Here is a 24,401-nt window from a genome sequence, read left to right as displayed (position 1 = left end):
TTAGTCCTTTTCAAACGATTAGCTTTATTCAGTGTTTATAAAATATGTAGGCTTATCCACCATTAAACAACTATATGGTCAAAACTATTGCTCAACGGATTCGACATTTTTCACCAAAAACCTATTGGAAGGAACTAATAGCTGTTTTGGTAATCTTATTAGCCTTTGTATTTTTTAGAAATGAGCGAAAAGAGCTTGCTGCAATTATTCCGCAATTGCGTGCGGCCAATTTAACCTGGGTATCCGTTGGGGTGGCAATAACCATCATCTATATTGTGCTTCAGGGATTGATGTATGTACAGAGTTTTAAAGCTATTGGTCTTTCCATTAATCTGCGCATTGCAATTGACCTTTTCTTAAAACGCAATTTACTCAGTGTGTTTTTGCCCGCAGGTGGAATCAGTTCGCTTGCCTATACGACGACTCAGTTGCGGAAAAGAAATTTAAATACCACTCAAATTCATCAGGCTGGCGCTCTTTATGGTTATGTTGGTCTATTGACGGTCTTTATAATTGGCGTACCTGTAATATTATACACAATCTGGCACAACAAAAATTTTGGGGATGCCTGGATTTCACTGGTGATTTTAGGATTGCTGTTGGGTATTGTATTTTGGATAGTCTGGTCTTTTAGAACCCACAGAGGAATCTACAGTTGGGTAGAAGCAAAGTTTCCTGCTGTTTCTTCCAATATTGACGAAATATTTTCAGGAGAAGTCAAGCTGAAGTATCTCTTGGGGACTATGCTTGCCTCCATGGTGGTGGAATGTTGCGGTATAGCACATGCATTTGTTAGTATGTATGCCCTAGGTTTGGATCATTCCTTTGAAGCTGCGGCTATTGCTTACACTGTGTCGGTTGTATTAATGATCGTTTCTCCTTTTTTGCGCGGGCTTGGGGCTGTCGAACTGACCATGTTATATATTTTTAAAGCGTATGGCTATTCCCAGGCAGAGGGTTTAGGTATCACGATCCTATATCGGGCATTCGAATTTTGGCTACCCTTAATTTTGGGACTTCTGGCTTTTGCATGGCGTGGCAAGCAATTGTTGGCGAGGATTGGACCTGCCTTGCTTATTTTCTTTTTGGGCGTGGTGAACCTCGTCTCCGTATTGACACCACCGTTGGCCGATCGTATGAAACTTGATCGATTTTATTTGCCGCTGGAAGCAATTCACGCATCTAAATTCATGGTATTAGTGTTGGGCCTGGGGTTATTGGTCACTTCGGCCTACTTGATTAAAGGTTTCCGTATTGCATTTTGGATAGCTGTAGTATTCAGCGCACTGTCACTGTTTGGGCATGTCTTTAAAGCCCTGGACTATGAAGAAGCTTCGGTGGCTTTATTGACCTTGGCTTTATTGGCAATGAGCTATAAGCAATATCGCATTAAGAGTAATATTCGATGGATGCGTATTGGGTTTATCACATTTTTTGTTGCTCTCATGGGCATATGCCTATTTGATGTGTTGAGCTTTTACTTTATTGATAAGCAACATTTCGGGGTCGACTTTACCTGGAGACAATCCATTTACCATACCGCAAGAAGCTTCTTGTTGTTTGCCGACGATGAATTGATGCCACAAACAAACTTTGGTCAAGAACTCTTGCGGATCACTCAGGTACTTGGACTTTTTTGCTGGTTCCTCTTGATCTATGCGTTAGCCCGCCCCCGTCTTCTAGCAGATGAGGACTCGAACCAATCTGAATTGGAGCGTGCGGAGCAGCTGCTGCTCGAATTTGGACAGTCTCCGATGGATTTTTTTAAACTCGGAAAAGATAAGAGCTTATTTTTTTCGGAAATTTCAGAAGGATTTACGGCTTACCGCTTGGCTAACGAATTTGCAATTGTATTGGATGAACCTGTGTGTGAACAAGGGGATAAGGAAGAACTGATTCGGGAGTTTGATGCTTATTGCTATGCAAATGGATTGAAAGCCATTTATTATCGTGTTGATGAAAATAGCTTGGTTCACTTTTCTTCCCTTCGCAAACAGAAGATTACGATTGGACAGGAAGCAGTATTAGAACTCGAGGCATTCAAGCTGGAGGGTAAGGACCGTAAGTCACTGCGTAACGGACTGAATGCAATTCATAAAAAGGGGTTTACCACGGAAGTGTTGACAGCACCGCAGAACAAGGAAATTATAGATCAATTGAAAGCGATCTCCGATGAGTGGTTGAAAGCATTTGATAAAAAGGAAATGGTTTTTTCACAGGGTATGTTCGATGGAAAAGATCTTGTCTCACAGGATATTATTGTGCTGAAAAATGAAGCAAGGCAAGTGGTCGCTTTTCTCAATATTATTCCTGACTATGCAAAAGATGAGTGTACCTATGATATGATTCGGAAGTCTTCGGAAGCTCCAGGTGGAAGTATGGATGCGTTGATCGTTGAGCTTATTGCTTATGCGAAAGACCGAAAATACGCGTATTTAAATTTGGGCATGGTACCAATGACGGGTTTAGGAGCAACGGATAGTCCTGCAGAGAAAATTATGAAATTTGCCTCAAAGCGATTAGGCAATTTCAAACATTACCATAGCCTGCGCGATTTTAAAGAAAAGTATGCGACATTTTGGGAAAATAAATACCTTATATTTGATAACGATTTTGATCTCATACAACTTCCTGCAGCACTGATAAAAGTAATGAAGCCAAATGAATAGCTTCATATAGAGCTCATACAGATGAAAAAATTAGCCACTTTATTTATAATTGGAAGCATAGCGTTTCATGCTTTTGCTCAACAACGTTTGATTGACATGAAATATTGGAATAATAAAGCTGTACTACCTTTGGTTCTCTATCTGAGTGGAGATGGCGGGTTCAATTCGTTTTCGAATAAACTCTGTGAGCTGATTGCTGGAGCAGGATATACGGTGGCTGCTATTGATTCAAAAAACTATTTCTGGAAGAAGAAAAGTCCAAATGAAATTGCTGCGGATGTGTCAAACACGCTTAAAAACTTGCTTGGAGGACGACATAATACCCGCCTTTTTGTGGTTGGTTATTCATTCGGTGCAGATGCAGTTCCTTTTATTTTGAATCGCTTGGATCCTGCCGTTAAAAAAACCTTAAAAAGTGTAGTGCTTTTGGAACCTTCGGGGTCGACTGATCTCGAGATCCATATTGCAGATATTCTGGGGCGGAGTAATGCAAAACGAAGTCTTGATGTCGTCTCGGAAATCAATCGAATGGATGGAGTGAAAACGAGTGTTATTCTTGGTGACGATGAAGCCGACTTTTCTGTAAAGAAGATAACCCTTAAAAATTTTAGTAAAGTATACCTTTCTGGCGGACATCATTTTAGTGGAAATGCAGAACAGGTAGCGAAGAATACTGTCGCCCTATTTTAATGGAGCCGCTTTAATATACGCTGACTCTCTTTTACGGTGGTTATACGCTAGCAACGGTCATTTATAGTGCTAAGATAGGTAAAAGCATCGATGTTATTCGTATTTCTTGTCCTACATCAATTTAATTAAATAATGAAGGGCGTAATTTTGATTTAGAATTTAAATAGACAATTATGGAATTAGGAATAGGAATGTTTGGTGACTCTCGGATAGATCCAGTTACGGGTCAGATCCAGGCAGCACAAGACCGAATGAAAGAAATTATTGAAGAAATCAAACTCATGGATCAAGTGGGCTTAGATTTCTTTGGAATAGGAGAACATCATCGCGCAGATTATGCAGTAGCAGCACCAGAGATAGTCTTAGCGGCGGCTTCTACAGTGACCAATAATATTAAATTGGGGAGTGCAGTTTCGGTATTGAGTTCTGCCGACCCTGTCAAATTATTTCAGGATTTCGCTGCAGTTGATTTGTTGTCAGATGGAAGGGCCGAGTTAATGGCCGGAAGAGGATCTTTCATCGAATCCTTTCCCTTATTTGGTTATGATCTCAAAGATTATTCCGAATTATTTGAAGAGAAGTTAGCGCTTTTGCTTAGATTGAATGAGCAAAATCCAATCACATGGCGTGGAAATTTTAGAGCTCCCCTAATCAATCAAGAAATTTTCCCTCGGCCTAAGAACGGATCACTGCCGATTTGGGTTGCCGTAGGGGGCACAACTTCTTCTGTTATCCGTGCAGGAAAATTGGGTTTGCCTGTCATGTTTGCTATCATTGGTGGTATGTATGAAAGTTTCGATCATCTATTTGACATGTATCGCCAAGCGTATGAGGATAATGGTCATGATATGGCTAATTTTCAAGTTGGAGTACACATGCATGCATTTTTTGGCGATAACAGCGCCCAGGTTGCAGATTATTACTATCCGATTTATTCCGCACAGATGGATCGCATAGGGTCAAGTCGAGGCTGGCCTCCATATCAACGCACGCAATATGATTTCGGAAGGTCTTCAAGGGGCCACCTGCTTGTTGGAGATGCTAATTATGCCGTAGATAAAATCTTGCAGATTCAGGAGAAATTTAAGCTGACACGTTTCTCTGCCCATATGGATGTAGGTGCCCCCGGACATAAAGAAATGTTGCAATCTATAGAGATTTATGGCGAGAAAATAGCACCAGAAATTAGAAAGGTATTACATAAAGATATTTAGAGATATTATCATTTTTTTAACGTTCAGATATTACATACCTTTGTGGAATAAATCATTTTAGAGAGTAAGATGCTTGGATTAAAGTTATTGACAGATCCGCGGTGGGCAAACATCGCAGAAGGTAATTTAGAGGAGATTTTGACAGATCATGCATGGTGTGAACAAAAAGCTGCTTCAAATGCAATATCCTTAATTACAAACAACTCAGAGTACGAGGATTTGGTACATGAATTGACCGCAATCGCTATCGAAGAAATGGAGCATTTTAAGATGGTCATTGATATCATTAAAGAACGTGGTTATACTTTAGGGCGTGAGCGAAAAGATGATTATGTTGGTCAATTGATGAAATTTTCTAAAAAGGACGGGAGCCGTAACATGGCTTTTATAGACCGTTTATTATTTGCTGCCATGATTGAAGCTCGTAGTTGTGAACGTTTTAGGGTGCTGTCGCAAAATATTCAAGATAAAGAATTGGCAAAGTTTTATTATGATTTAATGGTTTCTGAAGCAAATCATTATACCACATTTTTAAATTTTGCACGTAAATATACTATAGATGTTGATGTAGAAAAGCGTTGGAAAGAGTGGTTGGATTTTGAAGGTAAGCTTATTCAGTCATATGGAAGTAAAGAGGCCATTCATGGCTAATCGGATATCGCCCCTACCTATTTTAAAACACATACATAACAGTTGTCCCGTTCTATTTCTTAGAACGGGATTTTTTGTCACTTAATTATTCTTATCTTTGTACCGTGATTGAAAAAAGTAAAAGAATAGATATCAGGAGTTTGTCTTTGGATCAGATCAAAGACCAACTTACAGCGTTGGGGGAGCAAGGTTTTCGTGCAAAACAGATTTATGAATGGATTTGGGTTAAATCTTGTGTAGATTTTGATCAGATGAGCAATCTAAGTAAATCCCTTCGCGAGAAGCTAAAAGAGCATTTTACAATCAATGCGGTTACAATTAAAGAATCACAGATCAGCTCGGATAAAACCATTAAAAGTAGTTTTTGGCTCTACGATAATAATATCATTGAGGGCGTGTTAATACCGGCTCCCGAGCGTATGACAGCCTGTGTCAGTTCACAAGTAGGTTGTAGTCTGACCTGTAAGTTCTGTGCAACAGGCTATATGGATCGCAAAAGGAACCTCAATGCCGATGAGATCTATGATCAGGTCGTTCTAATCAGCAAGCAAGCCGAGGAGAATTATGGTCAGCCTCTGACAAATATTGTCTATATGGGAATGGGAGAGCCCTTGTTGAATTATGCCAATATGATGAAATCGGTAGAACGTATTACTGCTCCAGATGGATTGAATATGGCTGCCAAGCGGATTACAGTGTCCACGGCCGGTATTGCAAAAATGATTAAGAAATTGGGTGATGATCAAGTGCGTTTCAACTTAGCGCTTTCTTTGCATGCCGCAAATGATAAAAAGCGAAATGAGATTATGCCAATTAACGAGCAGAACTCCCTAAAGGCGCTGGCAGAAGCCCTAAAATATTTCTATGCCAAAACAAAGAGCCCGATCACATTTGAATATATTGTCTTTAATAATTTCAATGATGAATTGGACGATGCGAAAGAACTGGCCAAATTCTGTAAACATGTGCCCTGTAAAGTCAATCTAATTGAATATAATCCTATTGCATTAGCAGACTTCCTAAATGCCGAAGCAGATAAAATCGAAATTTTTGCAAATTATCTCAAAAGTCAAGGAATCATCACGAATGTCAGACGCAGCCGTGGAAAGGATATTGATGCCGCTTGTGGGCAATTAGCCATCAAGGATAAGAAAGAAGAGGAATCTGAAGCATAATCTGATGGATTGTTCCTATCTTTAATAGGAGAGTTAACCAGATGAAGTCCGAACTAAATAAGCTTTTTGGCGATTTCGTGTCTATATTTTTTCCGAGAGAATGTGGATGTTGCGGGTGTGTGCTAAAATATCAGGAAAAGTTTATCTGCATTGCATGCGATTTTCATTTGCCTTATACGAACTATCACGAATACTCAGATAATGATACCGCGAGACAGCTCTGGGGAAAAGCACCGTTGGAAGAAGCATGCTCTTTCCTGTTCATGCAAAAGGATAGCCGTGTAGAACGTCTAATCTATCAGATTAAATACAATAACCAACCTTTTCTTGCGGAATACTTTGGCTATCAATATGGCTTAAAATTAATCGAAGTAAAGGCGTACCAAGATATTGATTTTGTTATTCCTGTGCCTTTACATAGTAGTAAATTACGGAAAAGAGGGTATAATCAATCTACCTACTTTGGAAGGGGAATAGCCAGAGCAATGGAAATTCCATTGCGGGAAGATATTTTGGTTAGAAAGAAAGCAACCATCAGTCAAACGGGCAAGGGAAGGCTCGAGCGCTATGAAAACGTAAGTGATATCTTTGATTGTCACACCACTGTTTTAATGGATAATGTGCACATACTATTGGTGGACGATGTGTTGACAACAGGTGCAACAGTTATTTCAGCAGCGTTAATGCTTTTCGCGTCTTTTGACTGTCGGATTTCTGTCGCCACTTTGGCTAGGGCCTAGTTCATTCGCCAAGCCTAGCTTATTGGGGGCAAACTATCAGAACTAAAATCTACACCTACCTCTTCAACTGCGATTCGGGTAATTTAGGCTGTAAATCGTCCGATCTTCTCATATTTCAAAAATGAGTAAGTCATCGAGATAAATCCAACAACATATCTATGACCTTCGGTTGACATAATTCAGAAGATAAGCAAACCCTGCCATACCTATTCCGATAGTGTCAGCAAATAAATCCCACCAATCGCCACTGCGATAAGTAAAAATGTAAAGCTGAAGTAATTCGGTCAGCCCTGCAAATAAGAATCCGAGTATAGATACAATAAAGAAAGGAACCCAACGTGTCGGTTTGCCGCTGAATTGTTGGATCACCCCATTATATAGCAGCGTGCAGAAAACAAAGAACATACCGCAATGGACTAATTTATCCATACCGGGATAAGAAGGAACTGCGTCGAAATTGTTGCCCGGGAGTGTGCATAAAACGATAACTATGATGGCCCAAATAAAACACCATTTATAGTCTAGCAAGATTTTAATCATGGCAATAAATATCCAAAAATTTCCTGATAGAAATTAAATTATTATTTATTTAAAAATTATTTGACTGTAAATCAGGTTTTTATGTAATTAATGTTGTTTTGTATGGTACTATGTATTGCATGGTACCATAAAATACATATATCTTTGTATTGTTATGATAGCTGAAAATACACAAATACAAATGAGGAAGGGGATACTAGAATACTGTATCCTATCCATAATTTCTCGAGGAGAAATTTATGCCTCCGATATTATCAGCGAACTGAAGAAAGCTCAATTATTGGTTGTAGAAGGCACCTTATATCCGCTTTTGACCCGTCTAAAAAACAATGGGCTGTTAAGCTATATATGGAAAGAGTCAACTTCAGGTCCGCCTAGAAAATATTATGAAATCACACAGGAAGGATTGGAAGTCCTTTCTAGATTAGATGTTACCTGGAATGAGTTGGTGTTTGCTGTAAACACTTCATTGGTAGGTAGAAACAATGATTCAACTAAACCAGTTAAAGATAATAACGATGAATAAGACAATAATTATCAATATAAATAGTATCGTCTTTCATATCGAAGAGGATGCTTATGAGGTGCTTCGCTCCTACATGATTGATATAAAGAAGCACTTTGGACAATCAGAAGATAGCCGCGAAATTTTAGAAGATATCGAGAACCGTATTGCTGAAATGTTTACCGAGAAGATTCAGGCAGGTAGCAAGGAAGTGCTTAATATGGATGACGTTAATGCAGTGATCGAGCAAATGGGAAGCGTCAGCGATTTTGAATCCGAAGATCAGGAGGGTTATTCGTCTTTCCAGCAACAGTCGAATGCAGACGGGTTTAAAGTGGGGAAAAAATTGATGCGCGACCCTGATGACAAAGTTTTTAGTGGAGTATGTAGCGGGCTTGGGCACTTTTTTGGCATTGAGGCTAAATGGGTACGGTTACTTTTTGCTTTATTTGTTGTGATCGGTGGATCAGGCGTATTGGTCTATGTCATACTGTGGATTGTAATGCCGTTGGCTATCACGCGTGCAGATAAAATGGAGATGCGTGGTGAGGCCCCAAATATTCATAATTTTAAACGTTCGTTCGACGAAGAAATGAGTGGAGTACGTGACTCATTTTCAAGAGGTATGGATCGGACAGGCGATAGTGTTGCTAAATTATTGCAGATTATTGTAAAAGTCATTGGCGTATTCTTCGTTATAATCGTTGGGTTGACCCTCATTGGTTTGATCATTGGACTTATTTTCTTTGCATTAGCTATTCTAAACGTCATTCCAGACGTTATGGATAACTCTGGACCTTTTTATTTAATGGATCCGAGCGATGTACCTTTTGCGTTGATAGCAGGTTTCTTGGCCATTTTTATCCCGTTTGCTGGATTGTTCTATTTACTTCTCCGTGTTCTTTTCGAGAAAAAGCCAATGAGCAATTATTTGACTACAACATTATTTTTGGTGTGGTTGGCTTCGATAGGTGCTATTATTTACTATTCTACATCCGTAGCGAAAGAATTCAAAGAGTCAAGTACAATTGTTGAAGAGAAGCCGCTGCAAAAGCAAGCTGTTTATTACTTAAATGAAAATGATATTCGGGTGATCCGCTTAAAGAACGGTGTAAAAAGCGGTCTGGGCATAAAAAGCGAAAACCTGTCTACCTATTTAAGACGTAATATTCGCATCCGCATTGAACGTATCGACTCCTTACAAGAACCTTACGTGCGTTATGAATATTCGGCTAAAGGAAACTCCTATAAAGTTGCAACGGATAGAGCAAGTAACATTCATTATACGTTGAGGCAAGATAGTACATCTCTAGTATTTGACAATGCTTTTCAATTAAATGAAGGCGAACTCTATCGGGACCAAGAAGTCAATATAACTTTGTTTCTTCCAGTCGGAACCAAACTGATCATTAACGATAAACTGGAAGATAAATTAAGAGATATTTCATTTTATGAATGCCGTGACCGGTACAGTGAGGATTTAAGTGACGTAAAGGATGTCGAATTTATGGTCACTTCACTCGGGTTGAAATGCGCCCTGCCACCGAAAAAATCTGATGACAACGACGAAGTAGATGCGGAAGACAGTGAAGTAGCCGCAAATGATACGTCTATCGTCATCCGTCGTGATACCATTATCAAGGTGAAAAAAGATGGTGTCACAGTAGAAACAAAAAAGAAATAACCGATACTTTGTCTTCTGCCTGCGGGCGGAAGACAAGGTATGGTAGCTTTAGCCAATCGAAAGTCAGTACGCAACCTCGTGTGATAAGCCTATTGAATACCCTCAACGTAACTGCTTTTGCATCTATTTTATAAACGAATGAAAAGATATTTTTACCTCTTACTCTTAAATTTATTGATTGCTTCCTTTGCCTGTGCGCAAGTTAAAGTCACAGGGAAAGTACAGCTGGAAAACAACGCGCCTTTGGCTTCTGCAACGGTTTACCTCATGAGCGCCAAGATGGACGTTATGTTGAAAACAGGCGTTACAGATGAAAATGGAAAATACCAGTTTTCAGATATAAAACCTGGACGTTATTATGTCCACATCAAGATGATCGGGTATATAAGCAATAAAAGTAATGTTTTTGATATTGCTACGTCAGATTACAATGCGCCCATAATTCTGTTGAAAACCGATACACGAAAACTGCAGGAAGTTGCTGTTGAAGGTAAGCGGCCGATGGTTGAAAGCAAGCCCGGTAAATTGGTGCTAAATGTGGAAAATTCTCCCTTAGCAGCAGGGAATAATGCCCTAAATATTGTACAACGAGCTCCGGGAGTAAGCTTGGATAACAACAATAATTTACAGTTGATGGGGCAATCTGGTGTCTCCGTTACTATCGATGGACGGCAGACCTATATGTCCGGTGAGCAGTTGGTGAATTTCTTGAAGAGTACAGATGGCAATCAGATTAAGTCAGTCGAAGTGATAACCACTCGCGCAGCTAAGGATGATGCTGAGGGGGCAGTGGGAACTATAAATATCGTTCTAAAAAAGAATCGGATGGAAGGATTTAACGGCACCTTTAACATGACGGCAGGGAGGGGTGAAAAATTCAGAGGGAATAGCTCCTTGTCGTTAAACTATAAAAAGAACAATACAACGCTATTCGGATCGTATGCCTATTCTGATGAAAAAAGCTACCGCAAGCTTCTGCTCGACCGTATCATACAGAATGAAGGAGTAAAGACTTATTTCAATCAAAAATCACTATTACATGAAAAGGAAAGAAACCATTCTTATCGTTTTGGGATAGAGCAAAAGACATCAGCTAGAAACACAGTCACGGTACAGTTTAATGGATCAAATAATGTCGAATACAATGATAACGATAGTAAGACCAATGTAGGAAAGTCTTTTACAACATTGGATTCCCTTTTGATTTCGACGTCTGCATTCAAAGAATTATTTGATCGTTACTCTGCTAATTTGAACAACGAGTTTCGAATTGATTCTAATGGCAGAAAACTCACTTTCGATCTGGATTGGAGTAAATTCAATAGCAGTAAACGTGTCAGCTACAATAATCAATATTTTGATGGTCAGATGGACGCCATTACGCCTGAGGAGATCCAACGAAGTAGAATGCCCATCGGAATCGATATTTATGTCGCCAAACTGGATTATGAACAACCGCTCTCTAAGGTTTCCAAGCTTGAAATGGGAGCTAAATACTCCAATGTTACGTCGGATAATGATTTAACGTTTGAAGACTTTTTGAACAACTCTTGGATTAGCAATGAAAAGCGTACAAATCATTTTGTGTATAAAGAGCAGATTGCCGCGACATATATAGACTATAACAATACGATTGGAAAATGGGGAATGAAGGTAGGAGCAAGAGGGGAATATACGTTTTCCGACGGAAATTCATTAACATTAAATAAGCAGGTGAAACGGAATTACTTTAAGCTTTTTCCGAATGCAAACCTAACGTATACCCTCCATGCAAACCATATTTTTTCATTGGGTTATGCAAGGAAAATCACCCGCCCCAATTACCGTCAGCTCAATCCTTTTGATTATTTCATTGATAAACTAACCTTTGAGCGTGGTAATCCGTATCTAAATCCGCAATATTCCAATGAATTTACCTTCAATTATACGTTGATGCAGCGTTATAATGTGACATTGGGTATTAACGATGTAAGGGATGCTATTGTAGAAAGCATGGGACAAGATTCGGTACTGAAACAAACTTGGGTTATACGTGAAAATTTAGGTAAGAACTTAACGGCTTATCTGAATCTGAACATTCCGGTTACAGTATCCAATATTTGGAGCATGAATAACAATGTTACTGGTATCTATTTTGACTTTAATGGCATGGTGAGCGGCCACCCACTAAAAAGAAAATCTTTTCTTTTGCAAGCTACATCCATGCACAATCTTAAGCTGGCGAAAAGCCTGTCGGCGAATGTCAACTTAAGATATTTCTCTCCCTTCAAATACAACGTATACGATATGAGAGGCCGTTGGGATATGGAGGTTGGAGCGACAAAAACGTTTAAAGATCAACGTAATTCTTTAAAGTTGGCCGTGAGCGACCTATTTAATACAGGAAATCAGAACCTGAAAACTAATTTCGGAGACTTTGATTCCAGTATTAGACAATACCAAGATCGTCGTGTGGTCCGATTAACCTATTCGTATAAATTTGGAAATTTAAAAAATAATTATCGTAAGAAAGATACGAGTAACGAAGAAAAGGAAAGGGCGCAATAGGACATGAATGTCTTATTATCTCAACCGTAAGAGTATCATTTCTTACGGTTTTTTTGTTTGATGTGAATTCAGTACCCCATCGATTTAATCATTGTTGATCAATTCAGTAGGTAATACACGAGTTTCAAACTCAGCGATTGGATATTTGGTTTCTATCAACTTAATAAGCAATTCTGTCGCGATTTTCCCCATTTCGAAAGCAGGCTGTCTAATAGAAGTTACTTTGGAAGAAAATAAATCTACAACATTTGAGTTTGTAAATCCAGCAATAGCGATATCTTGTTGTGCTGCTAAAGGCCTTTTTTTTATTACATGAAGATATCCTGTGGTTAATTTGTCTCCCGAAATGAAAATAGCATCAAAACCAATGCGGATAAGTTCCTCGACAGCTTGCTCAATTTCCGCTGAGTGTAGCCCGCCATGTTGACAATACTTGACCAAATTTGGATCAAAATCGATATGATTCGCCATGAGCGCCTTTTTATAGCCAATTAATCGATCCTTCGTTATAGACAATGATTTGGAGTTTGTCAGATGGGCAATTTTTTTCTTTCCGAGTTTTATAAGGTGCTGTGTGGCATCATAGGCTCCTTGTTGATTGTTTACAACGACTTTGTAGGTGTCAAACTGCTGCGGCACGCGATCAAAAAAGACAATGGGAAATCCCCGCTCCTTCAGCTGCTGCAAATAGGATATATCTTCGGTTTCCGAAGATAATGCAATCAATAGTCCGTCGATGGATCTGGAAGTTAAATATTCAACATTTAGTCGTTCGCGTACAGACGATTCATGCGTTTGCGATATTATAATTTGAAAGTTCTTATCATAAGCAACAGATTCTACACCATTGATGACCTGTGAGAAAAAATTATTGGCTATTTCGCTAACAATAACACCGATCGAATGACTTCGACGCTCTTTCAAACTTCTAGCGATAGGGTTGGCGCGATAGTTTATCTTTTCGGCATATTCCAATACAATCTTTTTTGTTTCGGGGCTTATTTCATAACTATCTCTTAAGGCTCTCGAGATCGTGGAAGTGGATAAATTAAGCGCTTTAGCAATATCTTTAATTGTATAGTTTTCGAATCTCATAATCGGCAAAATAAACTATAATATTAATCAAAAAAAATTACAAAACCTAATTTATCAGGATATGCAAACGTTGCCGGCAACGTTTGCATAACTTTTTAATGATACTTGCATGAACAAGTGAAATATACTTTGTAAACTTGATTGTATGATAACCAATTAAATTTTGATGCAGTTCCTGCAACAGCAATTTAATCATTAAAATTTTAAACCCTAAAAATATGAGTAAAGCCTTAGTAATCTCTACTGCTATCTGTGCTTCGTTATTCACATTAAATGCGCACGCTCAAACCCGAAAAGTCCAAGGCACAGTCGTTGGTACAGATCAAAAAGCGTTGGCGGGTGTGAGTGTGACCGTGTATGGGACAAAAATTGTTGCTGTGACCGACCAACGTGGAAAGTTCAGCATCGAGATACCTGGTAACAATAACGAACTTCAATTTACCTATGTCGGATTTCAGACTAAAAAAGTTACAATTCCTACGAATCAGAAGATGCTTAGTATTGTTCTAGAGGAAAAGTCTAATGCGCTCGAGGAAGTAACCGTTAATATCGGATATGGAACCGTTAAGAAAAAAGATCTGACGGGGGCTGTAACCTCCGTAGGTGCAGAAACGATCTCCAAAGCGCCAGTATCATCTGCTCTTGAAGCGATTGCAGGAAGAATGGCGGGCATACAGATTTCTTCAACAGAAGGTTCCCCTGATGCCGAGATGAAGGTTCGTGTGCGTGGCGGTGGGTCCGTTACGGGAGATAACGCCCCTTTATATATCGTGGATGGATTTCCGATGTCTTCGATATCAGATATCGCACCTGCTGATATTGAATCGATTGATGTATTAAAAGATGCATCTTCTGCAGCTATATATGGCTCCCGGGGTGCAAATGGGGTTGTCATCGTAACCACTAAAAGTGCCAAATCTGGAAAAACATCAATTAGTTATAGTGCGTTTGGAGGAATTCGAAATTTGGCAAAAAAACTTGATGTATTGTCTCCATACGATTATGTAACATGGCAATACGAACAGGCCTTATTGGAAAATAACCTGGATAACTATGTCAAATACTTCGGTAACTTTCAGGATATAGATCTCTATAAAGACGTCAAACCAAACGATTGGCAGGAACTTGTATTCGGAAGAACAGGAAATACTTTCAATCAGAATTTCAACCTGTCCGGAGGCACTGATAAAACGAAATATTCTATTTCACATTCCTTTGTAAAAGATAAGGCAATTATGGAAATGTCAGGCTTTCAGAGACAAAACATTAATTTCAAGCTGAACCATAAGCCATCTAAAAGCACTTCAATAGATCTAGGAGCACGATTTTCTGACGTTCGCATTTCAGGTGGAGGCATGAATGAACAGAATGAAGCCTCATCAGCAGACTCTCGATTAAAATTTGCAATGATTTATCCTCCCTTTCCGGTGGGAGGTTTGACAAATAGTGATGAAACCGATGATGAATTCAATTTATATAATCCACTAGAGTCCTTGGTCGATAATGATCAGTTGCAGCGAAGAAGAACGTATAACCTAAATGCGGCATTTAGCTGGGATATTGTTAAAAACTTACGGTTTAGGACAGAATTTGGCTTTGATGATTACCGCAATTATAACGATCGATTTTACGGCACAACCACTTATTATGTACGAAATGTTCCCGCTGCGTTAGAACAAAATAAGCCCGCTCTTATCTCATTGAATACTTCTACCCAGGGAATACGTTCAACAAACACACTGAACTATAACTTTCAAGATTTTCTCCCGAAAGGACATAGTTTAAGTGTGTTAGTTGGCCAGGAATATTTGTTTACACAAAAAACATTAAATACGAATACAACACACGGTTTTCCGAAAAGCTTTAAACTGGATGATACCAGCAGATTAACGCCACAAGGCGCCTCCAGTACGATAAACAATTATATGTTTGCTGACGAAAAATTACTATCATTTTTTGGCCGGGTAAATTATGATCTAGATTCGAAGTATTTATTTAATGCAACTTTTCGGGCAGATGGTTCGTCGAAGTTTTCTGCAGATAATTATTGGGGATATTTCCCATCCATGGCAGCAGCTTGGCGGATTTCATCAGAACGATTTATGAACAATACGCAATCTTGGCTGGATGACCTGAAGCTTAGGGCAAGTTTGGGTACATCCGGAAATAATAATATTCCATTAGAGCAGATCTATCCCATATTTCCGGTTAAGAATACGGAATGGGTTAATGGGTATAAAAATTATTGGGCGACGTCAAAAACAATGTCTAATCCAGATTTAAAATGGGAAACGACCATTTCAAAGAATATAGGGCTGGACTTTACCCTGTTCAAGAAGAAGCTATCGGGAACGATTGATGTCTATAAAAACAAAACGAAAGACCTTCTGATCCTTTTCCCAATTGCCGGATCAGGCTATGATGATCAATACCGCAACTTGGGGGAGACCCAAAATAAAGGTATTGAGCTTACGCTAAACTGGTCTGCAATAAATAAGAAAAACTTTGATCTTAATTTTAGCGGTAATATTAGTTTCAATCAAACGAAAGTCAATTCTTTGGGGACTCTGGCTTCGATTCCAATGGCTTCGGGGTGGGCTTCAACAGAAATTGGAACGGATTACATTGTGGAGACTGGCGGGCGAGTGGGTAAAATGTATGGTTATATGAGCGACGGACGTTACGAAGTCGGTGATTTTAAAGCCTATGATGCTACCGCAAACAAATGGATTTTAAAGGATGGTGTAGCCGATGCCTCTGCGGTTGTGGGTACCATAAGACCAGGAACGATGAAATTAAAAAATTTAGCCGGTGATGATAACAAGATAAACGCCAGTGATCAAACGATTATTGGCGATGCAAACCCTTTGCACACTGGTGGATTTTCAATCAATACACGCATCTATAACTTTGATATGACGGCATTATTTAACTGGAGCTATGGAAATGATATTTACAATGCAAATAAGATTGAATATACATCCACGAGCAAATATAATAACCGAAACATGCTTAATGTGATGGAAGAAGGACAACGTTGGACCAATTTACTGCCCGATGGAACAATCAGTAACGATGCTAACCAATTGGAGGATATGAATAAAAATACAAGTCTCTGGTCTCCTCTTACCAATAAATTTGTATTCAGCGACTGGGCTGTGGAGGATGGTTCGTTTTTGCGCTTGGGAACTGTTACAATAGGATATACGCTCCCTAAGGCATTTACAGAAAAGTTGAAAATCCGGAACTTCAGAGTATATGTGTCTGGATATAATCTTGCCGTTTGGACAAATTATAGTGGTTTTGATCCTGAAGTCTCTACACGAAGGAGGACAAACCTTACTCCGGGGGTGGATTATTCGGCTTATCCAAAAAGCAGAACTTTCGTAGCAGGTCTTAATTTAAACTTCTAGTCTTATGAAAAAAACACTTTTGCATATAACAATGGCTTTAATATTTGCTGGATCCGTATCTTCTTGCAATAAAATATTGGAAGCACCGTCTAAATCTGCATTGGATGAGTCGGTTATCTTTTCCAATCAAGATCTTGCGGAGGGAGCAGTTGCAGGAATTATTCAATCTTTTGGTGAAACAAACTCTTATCGGGGGAGGTACCTCGTATTTTATGGCATCAATACAGACACAGAAGTCAATAATAGCTTAAAGAATACTGGCGATGAAAAATCACGATTGTCAAACTATAACACAAACGTGAATAACACCCAGATGAATACCGATAATAATGCCTGGGCGAAGTTCTATGAAGGAATAGAACGAGCGAATTTGGCGATTAGAGGGTTGCGTAAGTACGGCGACATAGAACAACGTCCAGAAATGGCCTATATTCTAGGGGAGATACTAACTTTAAGAGCTGTTGTGTACAACGATCTCATCAAGGCATGGGGAGATGTACCAGCCCGTTTTGAACCGCTTAGTACAGCAACCATCTATATCGAGCGTAGTGACCGAGACATAATTTACAAGCAATTACTTGCCGATTTGGAGGAAGCACAAAAATATTTGCCTTGGCCAAATCAAAGTACTAAAACGGCCAATGTTGAGCATGTCAATAAAGCGTTCGCTAAGGGGCTGCGTGCTCGTTTGGCTTTGGCCGCCGGAGGTTATTCGCAACGTGCAGATGGAATTCGAAAAAGTAATGATCCAGAACTGGATTCAAAAAAGATGTATGCGATAGCAAAACAAGAATGCTTGGATATTATTACTAGTGGCACTGCAAAACTTCTGGGTTTTGAAGAAGTTTTTAAAACATTGTGTCAAGAAAAAGGTCAGGCTGGCTTAGAATCATTATGGGAAATTCCGTTTAGTGAAGGCCGTGGCCGCGTTATATTTGACCTTGGCGTTAAACATACCACAACAGATAAGTATACCGGACAAAATAAAGGTGGGACAAATGGACCTAATCCAATCATGTTCTATGAGTATGAGAAAGAAGATGTGCGCCGGGATGTGAGTTGTGTTCCTTATGAATGGACGAGCGGGGTGCAGGTGCCAACAAATCTTGTTAAATGGTATTTTGGAAAGTACCGCTATGAGTGGATGTCTAGATTTGTTACTTCTACAAATGACGATGGATTAAATTGGATGTATATGCGGTATGCCGATGTACTTCTCATGGCGGCAGAGTCTATTAATGAATTGGATGGTCCGAGTGCTGCTGCCCCTTACTTTAAAATGATCCGTGATCGAGCATATCCAAACAATCCAGAGAAAGTGACAGCCTACATGCAGCAGATTACCGCAGGTAAGGATGTTTTCTTTAATGCAATTGTCAATGAACGTGCACTGGAATTTACGGGAGAAATGTTGCGTAAAGGGGATTTGATTCGATGGAATCTGCTGGGGCCCAAATTGGCTGAAGCTAAACAAAAACTACAGCAGCTGGAAAATAGGCAGGGTAAATATGCGACATTGCCGGCCAATATTTACTACAAGACAGCCGCTGATGGGGAAAAAGTGGAAATATATGGCTTAAACTATGGCGATACAGATGCAGCAGGTGCCGTAGCAGGATACCCTTCATCGAAAAAATGGACAATGGTTGCGAGTAGCGACCTAGCAGCCTTTTGGGATGCTTTGTATCTACGTGATCCCAATACACAGCAATTTTGGCCTATTTGGCAATATTTTCTGGATAACAGCAACGGTAAGTTGACAAACAATGGTTTTAGTTTTCAATAGAAAAATAAGCATACGCATGAAAAGAATCAATATATTGCTATATCTCGGCCTCGGGCTCATAGTGACAGGCATAAGCTGTTCCGATGATCGCGTAAAAGAATTAACGGAATTAACGACAGACCGTTATTTTTCTCCTACGGGAATGAGTGCCCAAATAGTCAATCAAACAGGAGTCCGATTGACCTGGAAGAAGAATTCAGCAGCCGAGAGTTATACCTTAGAACTATTTGCGAATGGTGAACTCAATTTTGAAGGTAGCCCGGTCAAAAAAATTGAAGGGATTACCAATGACCAGATTCCCTATACTATTGTTGGACTGGATGGGGCAACAAATTATTCTGTCCGCATCAAGGCTATCGGAACGGCGATTGCAGACTCCAAATGGAGTACCATTACTTTTAAGACAAACGAAGAACAGATTATGAAAGCTGTCAGCCCAGAGGGTATACAGGCCACTTCAGTTCGTCTTAATTGGACCCCAGGGGAAGAGGCTACGACAATAAGTGTTAACCCCGGGAATATCATCCATACCGTCACTCCGCAAGAGATTGCAGCAGGGGAGGCAACCGTCACAGGGCTAACCGCAGAAACAAGCTATACAGCGACATTGTTGAAAGGAAACAAAATCCGCGGGTCCGTCACATTTATGACATTGCTTGACTTGGGTGATGCAGTTGTTGTGCAGCCTACAGATAATTTAACGGCTGTGATCGGTACAGCCAAAGCGGGGGATGTGCTCGCTCTAATGCCGGGGGTCTATTCGCTAGCGGCGGATGTACTAATCGACAAGGCGATATCCATCAAAGGGGCAAAACCCACCGATCGTCCAATGGTAAAATCTGCTTATTTTAATTTGGATAAGGGCGCTTCATTGGCATTAAAAGATCTGATACTTGATGGAGAAAATAAGGCGGGGGGAAACTCTTTCATTAACTTGCAGACAGGTGCATTCGGAAATATCCGCCTGGAAGATAGTAAATTGATAAATTATCCGAAAGGAATCATTTCTGGTAGCGTCAATGCTGTGATTGAGAGCGTAAGCATAAATAATACTATTTTTGATAATATCGCCGGTAATGGAAATGATTTCATTGATTTTAGAAACGCGATTACCAAAACACTTGAATTTACAAATAATACCGTTTCTAATGCTCTTTTGTCAGGGCGTGATTTTATTCGCATGGATGCAGGTGGATCTACAGCTTACCCGGCTATTACGAGTATCCTTAAAGTAAACAATAATACTTTTTATAACGTCATACAAGATGCTTCTAAACGCTTTTTATATGTCCGTTTAGCAAAGAATGAAATTACATTCTCCAAAAATTTAATGGTGAAGTCGCTGGCAATGACTGCTAATCAGTCTGCTACTAATCTGGTCGAGCGCAAAAGCAATAATTACTTTGATGCGGTAAACTTCTACAACAGTTCTGCCTCTGGAGTGAAAAACGATGCAGTAGCCAACGGCTATACACTCTTGGACCCTGGATTTAAGGACGCTGCCAAGGGAGATTTCACAGTAACAAACCAGACCTTAAAAGAGAATGGTATTGGCGACCCGAGGTGGGTAAAATAAAGGATTTGAGTAAAATTTAGGACAACTCGCCTTCGATAATAAGAAGGCGAGTGTTTTTTTGACCGATGTAATGAAAAAACAATTTTTACTATTTTCTGGAGGGCTTATTTTCATTTTTCTATTTGCTTTCCAGCGCGAAAAACCAGTTACAATCTATATCATTGGCGATTCTACGGCTGCCAACAAAGACAGTAGTACCTTTCCTGAAACTGGATGGGGAATGGCCTTTGCAAAGCTGTTCAATCAACAGGTTAAAGTCGATAACCGAGCTCTAAATGGACGTAGTACAAAATCCTTTAAACGGGATGTGGGCAAAGATGGAAGCTTTGTGAATCATTGGAAACCTATCTTTGAGCATCTCCGAAGCGGAGATTATGTATTCATCCAGTTTGGGCATAATGACGAAAAGATCGATAAGCCTAACGTGGGAACATCGCTGGATGAGTTCGAACAAAATCTTATTTTTTATATCGATCAAACGCGCGAGAAAGGAGGCGTCCCAATTCTATTAACACCAATCGCAAGACGTAAGTTTGAAAATGGCACGCTCATGAATACCCATGGACAATATCCTGCCATTGTACGTAAGGTAGCCGATCATACGCACACCGCATGGATTGATATGGAAAGTAAAACAACGAAACTTTTAACGCAATATGGAGAGGAAGGGAGCCGGCAATTGTTTTTATATGTAAATAGCGGCGATAGAAATTACCCCCACGGCAAGAAAGATGATACGCATCTAAACACTTTTGGAGCAGACGAAGTGGCGAAGCTCGTGGTCGACGGAATTCGGGAATTAGCACTGCCTATCCAAAAAAATCTGATTCTGAAGTAACCTAAGGGTGTTACAAGAGCAGAAAAAACGTAGACGCAAATCAATTGGATAGATAGGGAGAGGATTTTCATAAAAAAAAGCGACATCGATAGCTGACTAATGCCAGGCAGATCGATGTCGCTTTTTCAACGAAGTCGTAAGAGACTAGAAAATGTATTTAGTACTTAAGAAATTGGATTCATTTTCACTAACGATATCGTTCAGCAACTTTTTGTTTTCCTCAGTAAACTTTGTTGCCACTAGCGAACGAATAGAGAACGAACGCAATGCGTCGACTACCGATAATGTTCCTTCAGCACTATCTTTTCTGCCGGTGAAAGGAAAAGTATCTGGACCACGCTGACATTGGCAGTTGATGTTAACACGGCTTACTTGATTGACTAATGGATCAATCAATGAAGATACAACAGCAGCATTGTTACTGAAAATACTCACCTGTTGGCCGTGAGAGGAACCAATTAAATATTCAATAGGTTCTTCAAGGTCATCGAAAGGAACAACAGGGATCACTGGCCCAAATTGTTCTTCTCTGTAAAGTTTCATCTGTGAGTTAACAGGGTATACAATTGCCGGGTAGAAGAATGATTCTGCAACCTCCCCCCCGTGCTCATTAATCACTTTTGCACCATAGGCTTTTGCATCTTCGATGCATTCCGTTAAATAAGCAGGTTTATTGACTTCTGGAAGAGGAGTAAGCGACACACCCTTTTCCCAAGGCATCCCATATTTTAATTTTGCCACTTCTGCCGAAAGGCGTTTTAAAAATTCCTGTGCTAAGCTTCGGTGCACGTAGATAATTTTAAGTGCTGTACAGCGTTGACCATTGAAAGAAAGAGAGCCTAGAACGGTTTCCGAAACCGCTAAATTCAAATCCGCATCTTTCGTAATGATAGCTGCATTTTTTGCATCCAGCCCAAGGATAGCACGAAGACGGTTAACTTTCGGGTGCAATTTTTTAAGTTCATCAGCAACACGGCTCGAACCGATCAAAGTCAATACGTTAATCTTACCAGATTGCATTAAACTAGGAACAATCTTATTCCCACGGCCATAAATTGTATTGACAACGCCTTTCGGGAAGCTTGTTCTGAAAGCCTCTAATAGAGGATAATGTAATAACGTACCATGTTTAGGTGGTTTGAATAACATGGTGTTTCCCATGATTAATGCTGGGATCAATGTGGTGAAGGTCTCATTCAACGGATAATTGAATGGGCCCATACAGAGTACTACTCCTAAAGGAGATCTCCTGATTTGCGCAACGATACCTTGTTCGATTTGGAAACGTGAAGAGTCGCGGTCTATATCTTTCAATGCGTCGATCGTTGCGTAAATATATTCTACAGTACGATCAAACTCTTTTACCGAGTCTGCATAGGATTTGCCAATTTCCCACATAATAAGCTTGACAACAATGTCTTTCTTGGCAATCATCTTTTGTGTGAAATTTTCAACACAGGTAATACGATCGGCAACGCTCATTGTCGGCCATTCTCCACGGCCGTTGTCGTATGCTTTTACAGCAGCTTCCAAGGCTTCCATGGACTCTTTTTCTGTACAAACAGGAAAACTACCGATGCGCTTACGTTTCAAGCCATCCTTAGTCTTTACACAGATTGGTGAAAAAACCTCGTTTACCTGACCCGTCCAAGAAATCATTTCTCCATTGGAAAGGAACTCTCTTTGATCGACCTGTTCGTCTAGCGTAAATTCTGCGGGAATGTTATTCTCCTCGTAGAAGATACCTTCTAAGTTTAAGCTCATTGTTTTTAAAAATGGTTTAGATTGATATTTATAAAGATATTGCTAATATAATATAAATTTTGCAATATATGTTAATTTTTTATTAAAATTAGTTTAGGTACTAGTGTTTTCATTACAACCCATGCAATTAGATATGCTATAGCGCAAAAAGAAAAGATAATGAAGTATCCTGCTTCCTCGCCTTTAAAGCCCATAAAAATGAGCTGCGTTTCATTGGCATAATCGAATAGCCAGCCTGATGTTTTGTTAATTATAAATGCGCCTATGCCCCCAGCAAGGCCTCCGATGCCTGTAACAGTCGCAATAGCACGTTTGGGAAAAGAATCGCCTATGGTTGAGAAAATGTTGGCAGACCAAGATTGGTGTGCTGCTCCTGCGAAACCGATTAGAATGACAGGTATCCAATAAGATATGTGACCCAGAGGTTGAGCAAAAAGTACAACTAAAGGGACAAAGGCAAACAATAACATAGCTTTCATACGTCCTTCATAAGCATTCATACCCTTTTTGTCAACAAAATAGGTGGGTAACCAGCCCCCATATATAGATAACATGGTGATGGCATAAAGCACAAAAATGGCGAGCTGACCTTCAGTATCTGATGATTTTATATCGTATACTGCCGAAAGATAGGCTGGCATCCAAAATAAGAAGAACCACCAGACACCATCCGTCATAAATTTACCAAAGACAAAAGCCCAGGTTTGCTTGTATTTTAGACATTCAGATATCGTAGTTCGTGGTTGCTTTGTTAGACCAGTCTGCTCCGACGCATGTTCATGATCATCCTGGTGAATGTAAGCCAGTTCGGCAGCGTTTACTTTCGGGTTTTCATGTGGTTTTTTATAAAGAAAGATCCAAAAACCCATCCATATAAATCCCAATGCACCGATGATGATAAAGGACATTTCCCAGCCCCAATGGGCTGCGATAATCGGGATGGTCAATGGAGCAGCTAATGCCCCAATGGTTGCTCCTGAATTGAAAATACTGGTGGATAGAGCCCGATCTTTTTTAGGAAAATACTCTGCCGTAGCTTTAATCGCCGCCGGAAAGTTACCAGCTTCACCCACAGCAAGAACAAACCGGGCGAAGATAAATAGATTGACACTGACGCTCAATACCAAACCCACGTTGTTCACATGAGATATAGCCTCTTTTGCCCCTTCAAAACCAACAAACCATTCTCCAGCCACGATGCCTGAAGTAGCGATACCACAAAATGCATGTAATATCGCGCCAATGGACCAGATCCCGATCGCCCATAAAAATCCCTTTTTTGTATCCATCCAATCTACAAATCGACCTGCAAAAAGCATACTGACTGCATAAAAAATCGAAAATAATGCGGTAATATTGCCATAGTCGGTATTTGTCCAATGAAATTCAGGACTGATAAAATCCTTCCACGTTAAGGAAAGCACCTGACGATCCAGGTAGTTGATGGTAGTGGCAAAAAATAGTAGCGAGCATATTACCCAACGGTAATTACCCTTTTTCTCCGTGTTAATCAT

17 protein-coding genes are annotated in these 24,401 nt (G+C 39.8%); 13 read left to right on the top strand and 4 right to left on the bottom strand.

Annotation, left to right across the window (positions count from 1 at the left end):
* Positions 1 to 74 precede the first annotated feature (74 nt).
* The 6 genes from B3139_RS19845 to B3139_RS19820 all read left to right on the top strand — a co-directional run bounded on the left by B3139_RS19845 (position 75) and on the right by B3139_RS19820 (position 7,139).
* Positions 75 to 2,669: a phosphatidylglycerol lysyltransferase domain-containing protein gene (locus B3139_RS19845; RefSeq protein WP_293885212.1), complete on the top strand. Its 2,595-nt coding sequence runs from the start codon at positions 75 to 77 to the stop codon at positions 2,667 to 2,669.
* 21 nt (positions 2,670 to 2,690) lie between these two features.
* Positions 2,691 to 3,359 carry an AcvB/VirJ family lysyl-phosphatidylglycerol hydrolase gene (locus B3139_RS19840; protein WP_293885210.1) on the top strand — a complete coding sequence of 223 codons (669 nt, stop codon included), beginning with the start codon at positions 2,691 to 2,693 and terminating at the stop codon, positions 3,357 to 3,359.
* Positions 3,360 to 3,532: 173 nt separating this feature from the next.
* The gene (locus B3139_RS19835; protein ID WP_293885209.1) at positions 3,533 to 4,573 is read left to right on the top strand and encodes an Atu2307/SP_0267 family LLM class monooxygenase; all 1,041 of its coding nucleotides are present in this window, start codon (positions 3,533 to 3,535) and stop codon (positions 4,571 to 4,573) included.
* A gap of 69 nt (positions 4,574 to 4,642) precedes the next feature.
* Complete coding sequence (locus B3139_RS19830; protein WP_209578331.1) at positions 4,643 to 5,224, top strand: tRNA-(ms[2]io[6]A)-hydroxylase; 582 nt, start codon at positions 4,643 to 4,645, stop codon at positions 5,222 to 5,224.
* Between the two features lie 74 nt (positions 5,225 to 5,298).
* On the top strand, positions 5,299 to 6,399 hold the full coding sequence (gene rlmN / locus B3139_RS19825) for a 23S rRNA (adenine(2503)-C(2))-methyltransferase RlmN (protein WP_409050319.1): 1,101 nt from the start codon (positions 5,299 to 5,301) through the stop codon (positions 6,397 to 6,399).
* A 41-nt stretch (positions 6,400 to 6,440) separates the two neighbouring features.
* The gene (locus tag B3139_RS19820) at positions 6,441 to 7,139 is read left to right on the top strand and encodes a ComF family protein (RefSeq protein WP_293885207.1); all 699 of its coding nucleotides are present in this window, start codon (positions 6,441 to 6,443) and stop codon (positions 7,137 to 7,139) included.
* Positions 7,140 to 7,295: 156 nt separating this feature from the next.
* Here B3139_RS19820 and B3139_RS19815 read toward each other — a convergent pair whose 3' ends face one another.
* A complete protein-coding gene (locus B3139_RS19815; protein WP_209578335.1) occupies positions 7,296 to 7,679 on the bottom strand; it encodes a VanZ family protein in 384 nt (127 codons plus the stop codon).
* Between the two features lie 154 nt (positions 7,680 to 7,833).
* Here B3139_RS19815 and B3139_RS19810 point away from each other — a divergent pair, with 154 nt between their 5' ends.
* The 3 genes from B3139_RS19810 (at position 7,834) to B3139_RS19800 (ending at position 12,415) form a co-directional block, all read left to right on the top strand.
* Entirely contained in the window at positions 7,834 to 8,205 is a 372-nt protein-coding gene (locus B3139_RS19810) for a PadR family transcriptional regulator (protein ID WP_046673104.1), read from the top strand.
* Positions 8,198 to 9,868, top strand: coding sequence for a PspC domain-containing protein (locus B3139_RS19805; protein ID WP_293885204.1), 1,671 nt, complete (start codon positions 8,198 to 8,200; stop codon positions 9,866 to 9,868). Before B3139_RS19810 ends, B3139_RS19805 begins: the two co-directional genes overlap by 8 nt.
* A gap of 138 nt (positions 9,869 to 10,006) precedes the next feature.
* Positions 10,007 to 12,415 carry an outer membrane beta-barrel family protein gene (locus B3139_RS19800; RefSeq protein WP_293885202.1) on the top strand — a complete coding sequence of 803 codons (2,409 nt, stop codon included), beginning with the start codon at positions 10,007 to 10,009 and terminating at the stop codon, positions 12,413 to 12,415.
* 84 nt (positions 12,416 to 12,499) lie between these two features.
* Here B3139_RS19800 and B3139_RS19795 read toward each other — a convergent pair whose 3' ends face one another.
* On the bottom strand, positions 12,500 to 13,510 hold the full coding sequence (locus B3139_RS19795) for a LacI family DNA-binding transcriptional regulator (RefSeq protein ID WP_293885200.1): 1,011 nt from the start codon (positions 13,508 to 13,510) through the stop codon (positions 12,500 to 12,502).
* A 218-nt stretch (positions 13,511 to 13,728) separates the two neighbouring features.
* Here B3139_RS19795 and B3139_RS19790 point away from each other — a divergent pair, with 218 nt between their 5' ends.
* From B3139_RS19790 to B3139_RS19775, 4 genes are all read left to right on the top strand, one after another.
* Positions 13,729 to 16,923, top strand: coding sequence for a SusC/RagA family TonB-linked outer membrane protein (locus tag B3139_RS19790; RefSeq protein ID WP_293885198.1), 3,195 nt, complete (start codon positions 13,729 to 13,731; stop codon positions 16,921 to 16,923).
* Between the two features lie 4 nt (positions 16,924 to 16,927).
* Complete coding sequence (locus tag B3139_RS19785) at positions 16,928 to 18,709, top strand: RagB/SusD family nutrient uptake outer membrane protein (RefSeq protein WP_293885196.1); 1,782 nt, start codon at positions 16,928 to 16,930, stop codon at positions 18,707 to 18,709.
* Positions 18,710 to 18,725: 16 nt separating this feature from the next.
* A complete protein-coding gene (locus tag B3139_RS19780) occupies positions 18,726 to 20,285 on the top strand; it encodes a DUF4957 domain-containing protein (protein WP_293885195.1) in 1,560 nt (519 codons plus the stop codon).
* A 70-nt stretch (positions 20,286 to 20,355) separates the two neighbouring features.
* Positions 20,356 to 21,123, top strand: coding sequence for a rhamnogalacturonan acetylesterase (locus B3139_RS19775; protein WP_293885193.1), 768 nt, complete (start codon positions 20,356 to 20,358; stop codon positions 21,121 to 21,123).
* A gap of 144 nt (positions 21,124 to 21,267) precedes the next feature.
* On the opposite strand, the gene B3139_RS19770 is transcribed toward B3139_RS19775, so the two are convergent.
* Both B3139_RS19770 and B3139_RS19765 read right to left on the bottom strand, forming a co-directional pair.
* Positions 21,268 to 22,887 carry an NADP-dependent glyceraldehyde-3-phosphate dehydrogenase gene (locus B3139_RS19770; RefSeq protein WP_293885191.1) on the bottom strand — a complete coding sequence of 540 codons (1,620 nt, stop codon included), beginning with the start codon at positions 22,885 to 22,887 and terminating at the stop codon, positions 21,268 to 21,270.
* Positions 22,888 to 22,958: 71 nt separating this feature from the next.
* Complete coding sequence (locus B3139_RS19765; RefSeq protein ID WP_409530096.1) at positions 22,959 to 24,401, bottom strand: MFS transporter; 1,443 nt, start codon at positions 24,399 to 24,401, stop codon at positions 22,959 to 22,961.

Origin of the sequence: Sphingobacterium sp. UBA1498 (genome assembly GCF_002325125.1) — a bacterium.
In the GTDB taxonomy this organism is placed as follows: domain Bacteria; phylum Bacteroidota; class Bacteroidia; order Sphingobacteriales; family Sphingobacteriaceae; genus Sphingobacterium.
The sequence above is the reverse complement of the archived record's forward strand: the minus strand, read 5'-3'. Positions and strand labels throughout refer to the sequence as shown.

Bases quoted from the DNA above. Each gene is read 5' to 3' on its own strand.
- B3139_RS19845 (WP_293885212.1), top strand. From the start codon at position 75: ATGGTCAAAACTATTGCTCAACGGATTCGACATTTTTCACCAAAAACC.
- B3139_RS19840 (WP_293885210.1), top strand. From the start codon at position 2,691: ATGAAAAAATTAGCCACTTTATTTATAATTGGAAGCATAGCGTTTCAT.
- B3139_RS19835 (WP_293885209.1), top strand. From the start codon at position 3,533: ATGGAATTAGGAATAGGAATGTTTGGTGACTCTCGGATAGATCCAGTT.
- B3139_RS19830 (WP_209578331.1), top strand. From the start codon at position 4,643: ATGCTTGGATTAAAGTTATTGACAGATCCGCGGTGGGCAAACATCGCA.
- B3139_RS19820 (WP_293885207.1), top strand. From the start codon at position 6,441: ATGAAGTCCGAACTAAATAAGCTTTTTGGCGATTTCGTGTCTATATTT.
- B3139_RS19815 (WP_209578335.1), bottom strand. From the start codon at position 7,679: ATGATTAAAATCTTGCTAGACTATAAATGGTGTTTTATTTGGGCCATC.
- B3139_RS19810 (WP_046673104.1), top strand. From the start codon at position 7,834: ATGATAGCTGAAAATACACAAATACAAATGAGGAAGGGGATACTAGAA.
- B3139_RS19805 (WP_293885204.1), top strand. From the start codon at position 8,198: ATGAATAAGACAATAATTATCAATATAAATAGTATCGTCTTTCATATC.
- B3139_RS19800 (WP_293885202.1), top strand. From the start codon at position 10,007: ATGAAAAGATATTTTTACCTCTTACTCTTAAATTTATTGATTGCTTCC.
- B3139_RS19795 (WP_293885200.1), bottom strand. From the start codon at position 13,510: ATGAGATTCGAAAACTATACAATTAAAGATATTGCTAAAGCGCTTAAT.
- B3139_RS19790 (WP_293885198.1), top strand. From the start codon at position 13,729: ATGAGTAAAGCCTTAGTAATCTCTACTGCTATCTGTGCTTCGTTATTC.
- B3139_RS19785 (WP_293885196.1), top strand. From the start codon at position 16,928: ATGAAAAAAACACTTTTGCATATAACAATGGCTTTAATATTTGCTGGA.
- B3139_RS19780 (WP_293885195.1), top strand. From the start codon at position 18,726: ATGAAAAGAATCAATATATTGCTATATCTCGGCCTCGGGCTCATAGTG.
- B3139_RS19775 (WP_293885193.1), top strand. From the start codon at position 20,356: ATGAAAAAACAATTTTTACTATTTTCTGGAGGGCTTATTTTCATTTTT.
- B3139_RS19770 (WP_293885191.1), bottom strand. From the start codon at position 22,887: ATGAGCTTAAACTTAGAAGGTATCTTCTACGAGGAGAATAACATTCCC.
- B3139_RS19765 (WP_409530096.1), bottom strand. From the start codon at position 24,401: ATGATTAACACGGAGAAAAAGGGTAATTACCGTTGGGTAATATGCTCG.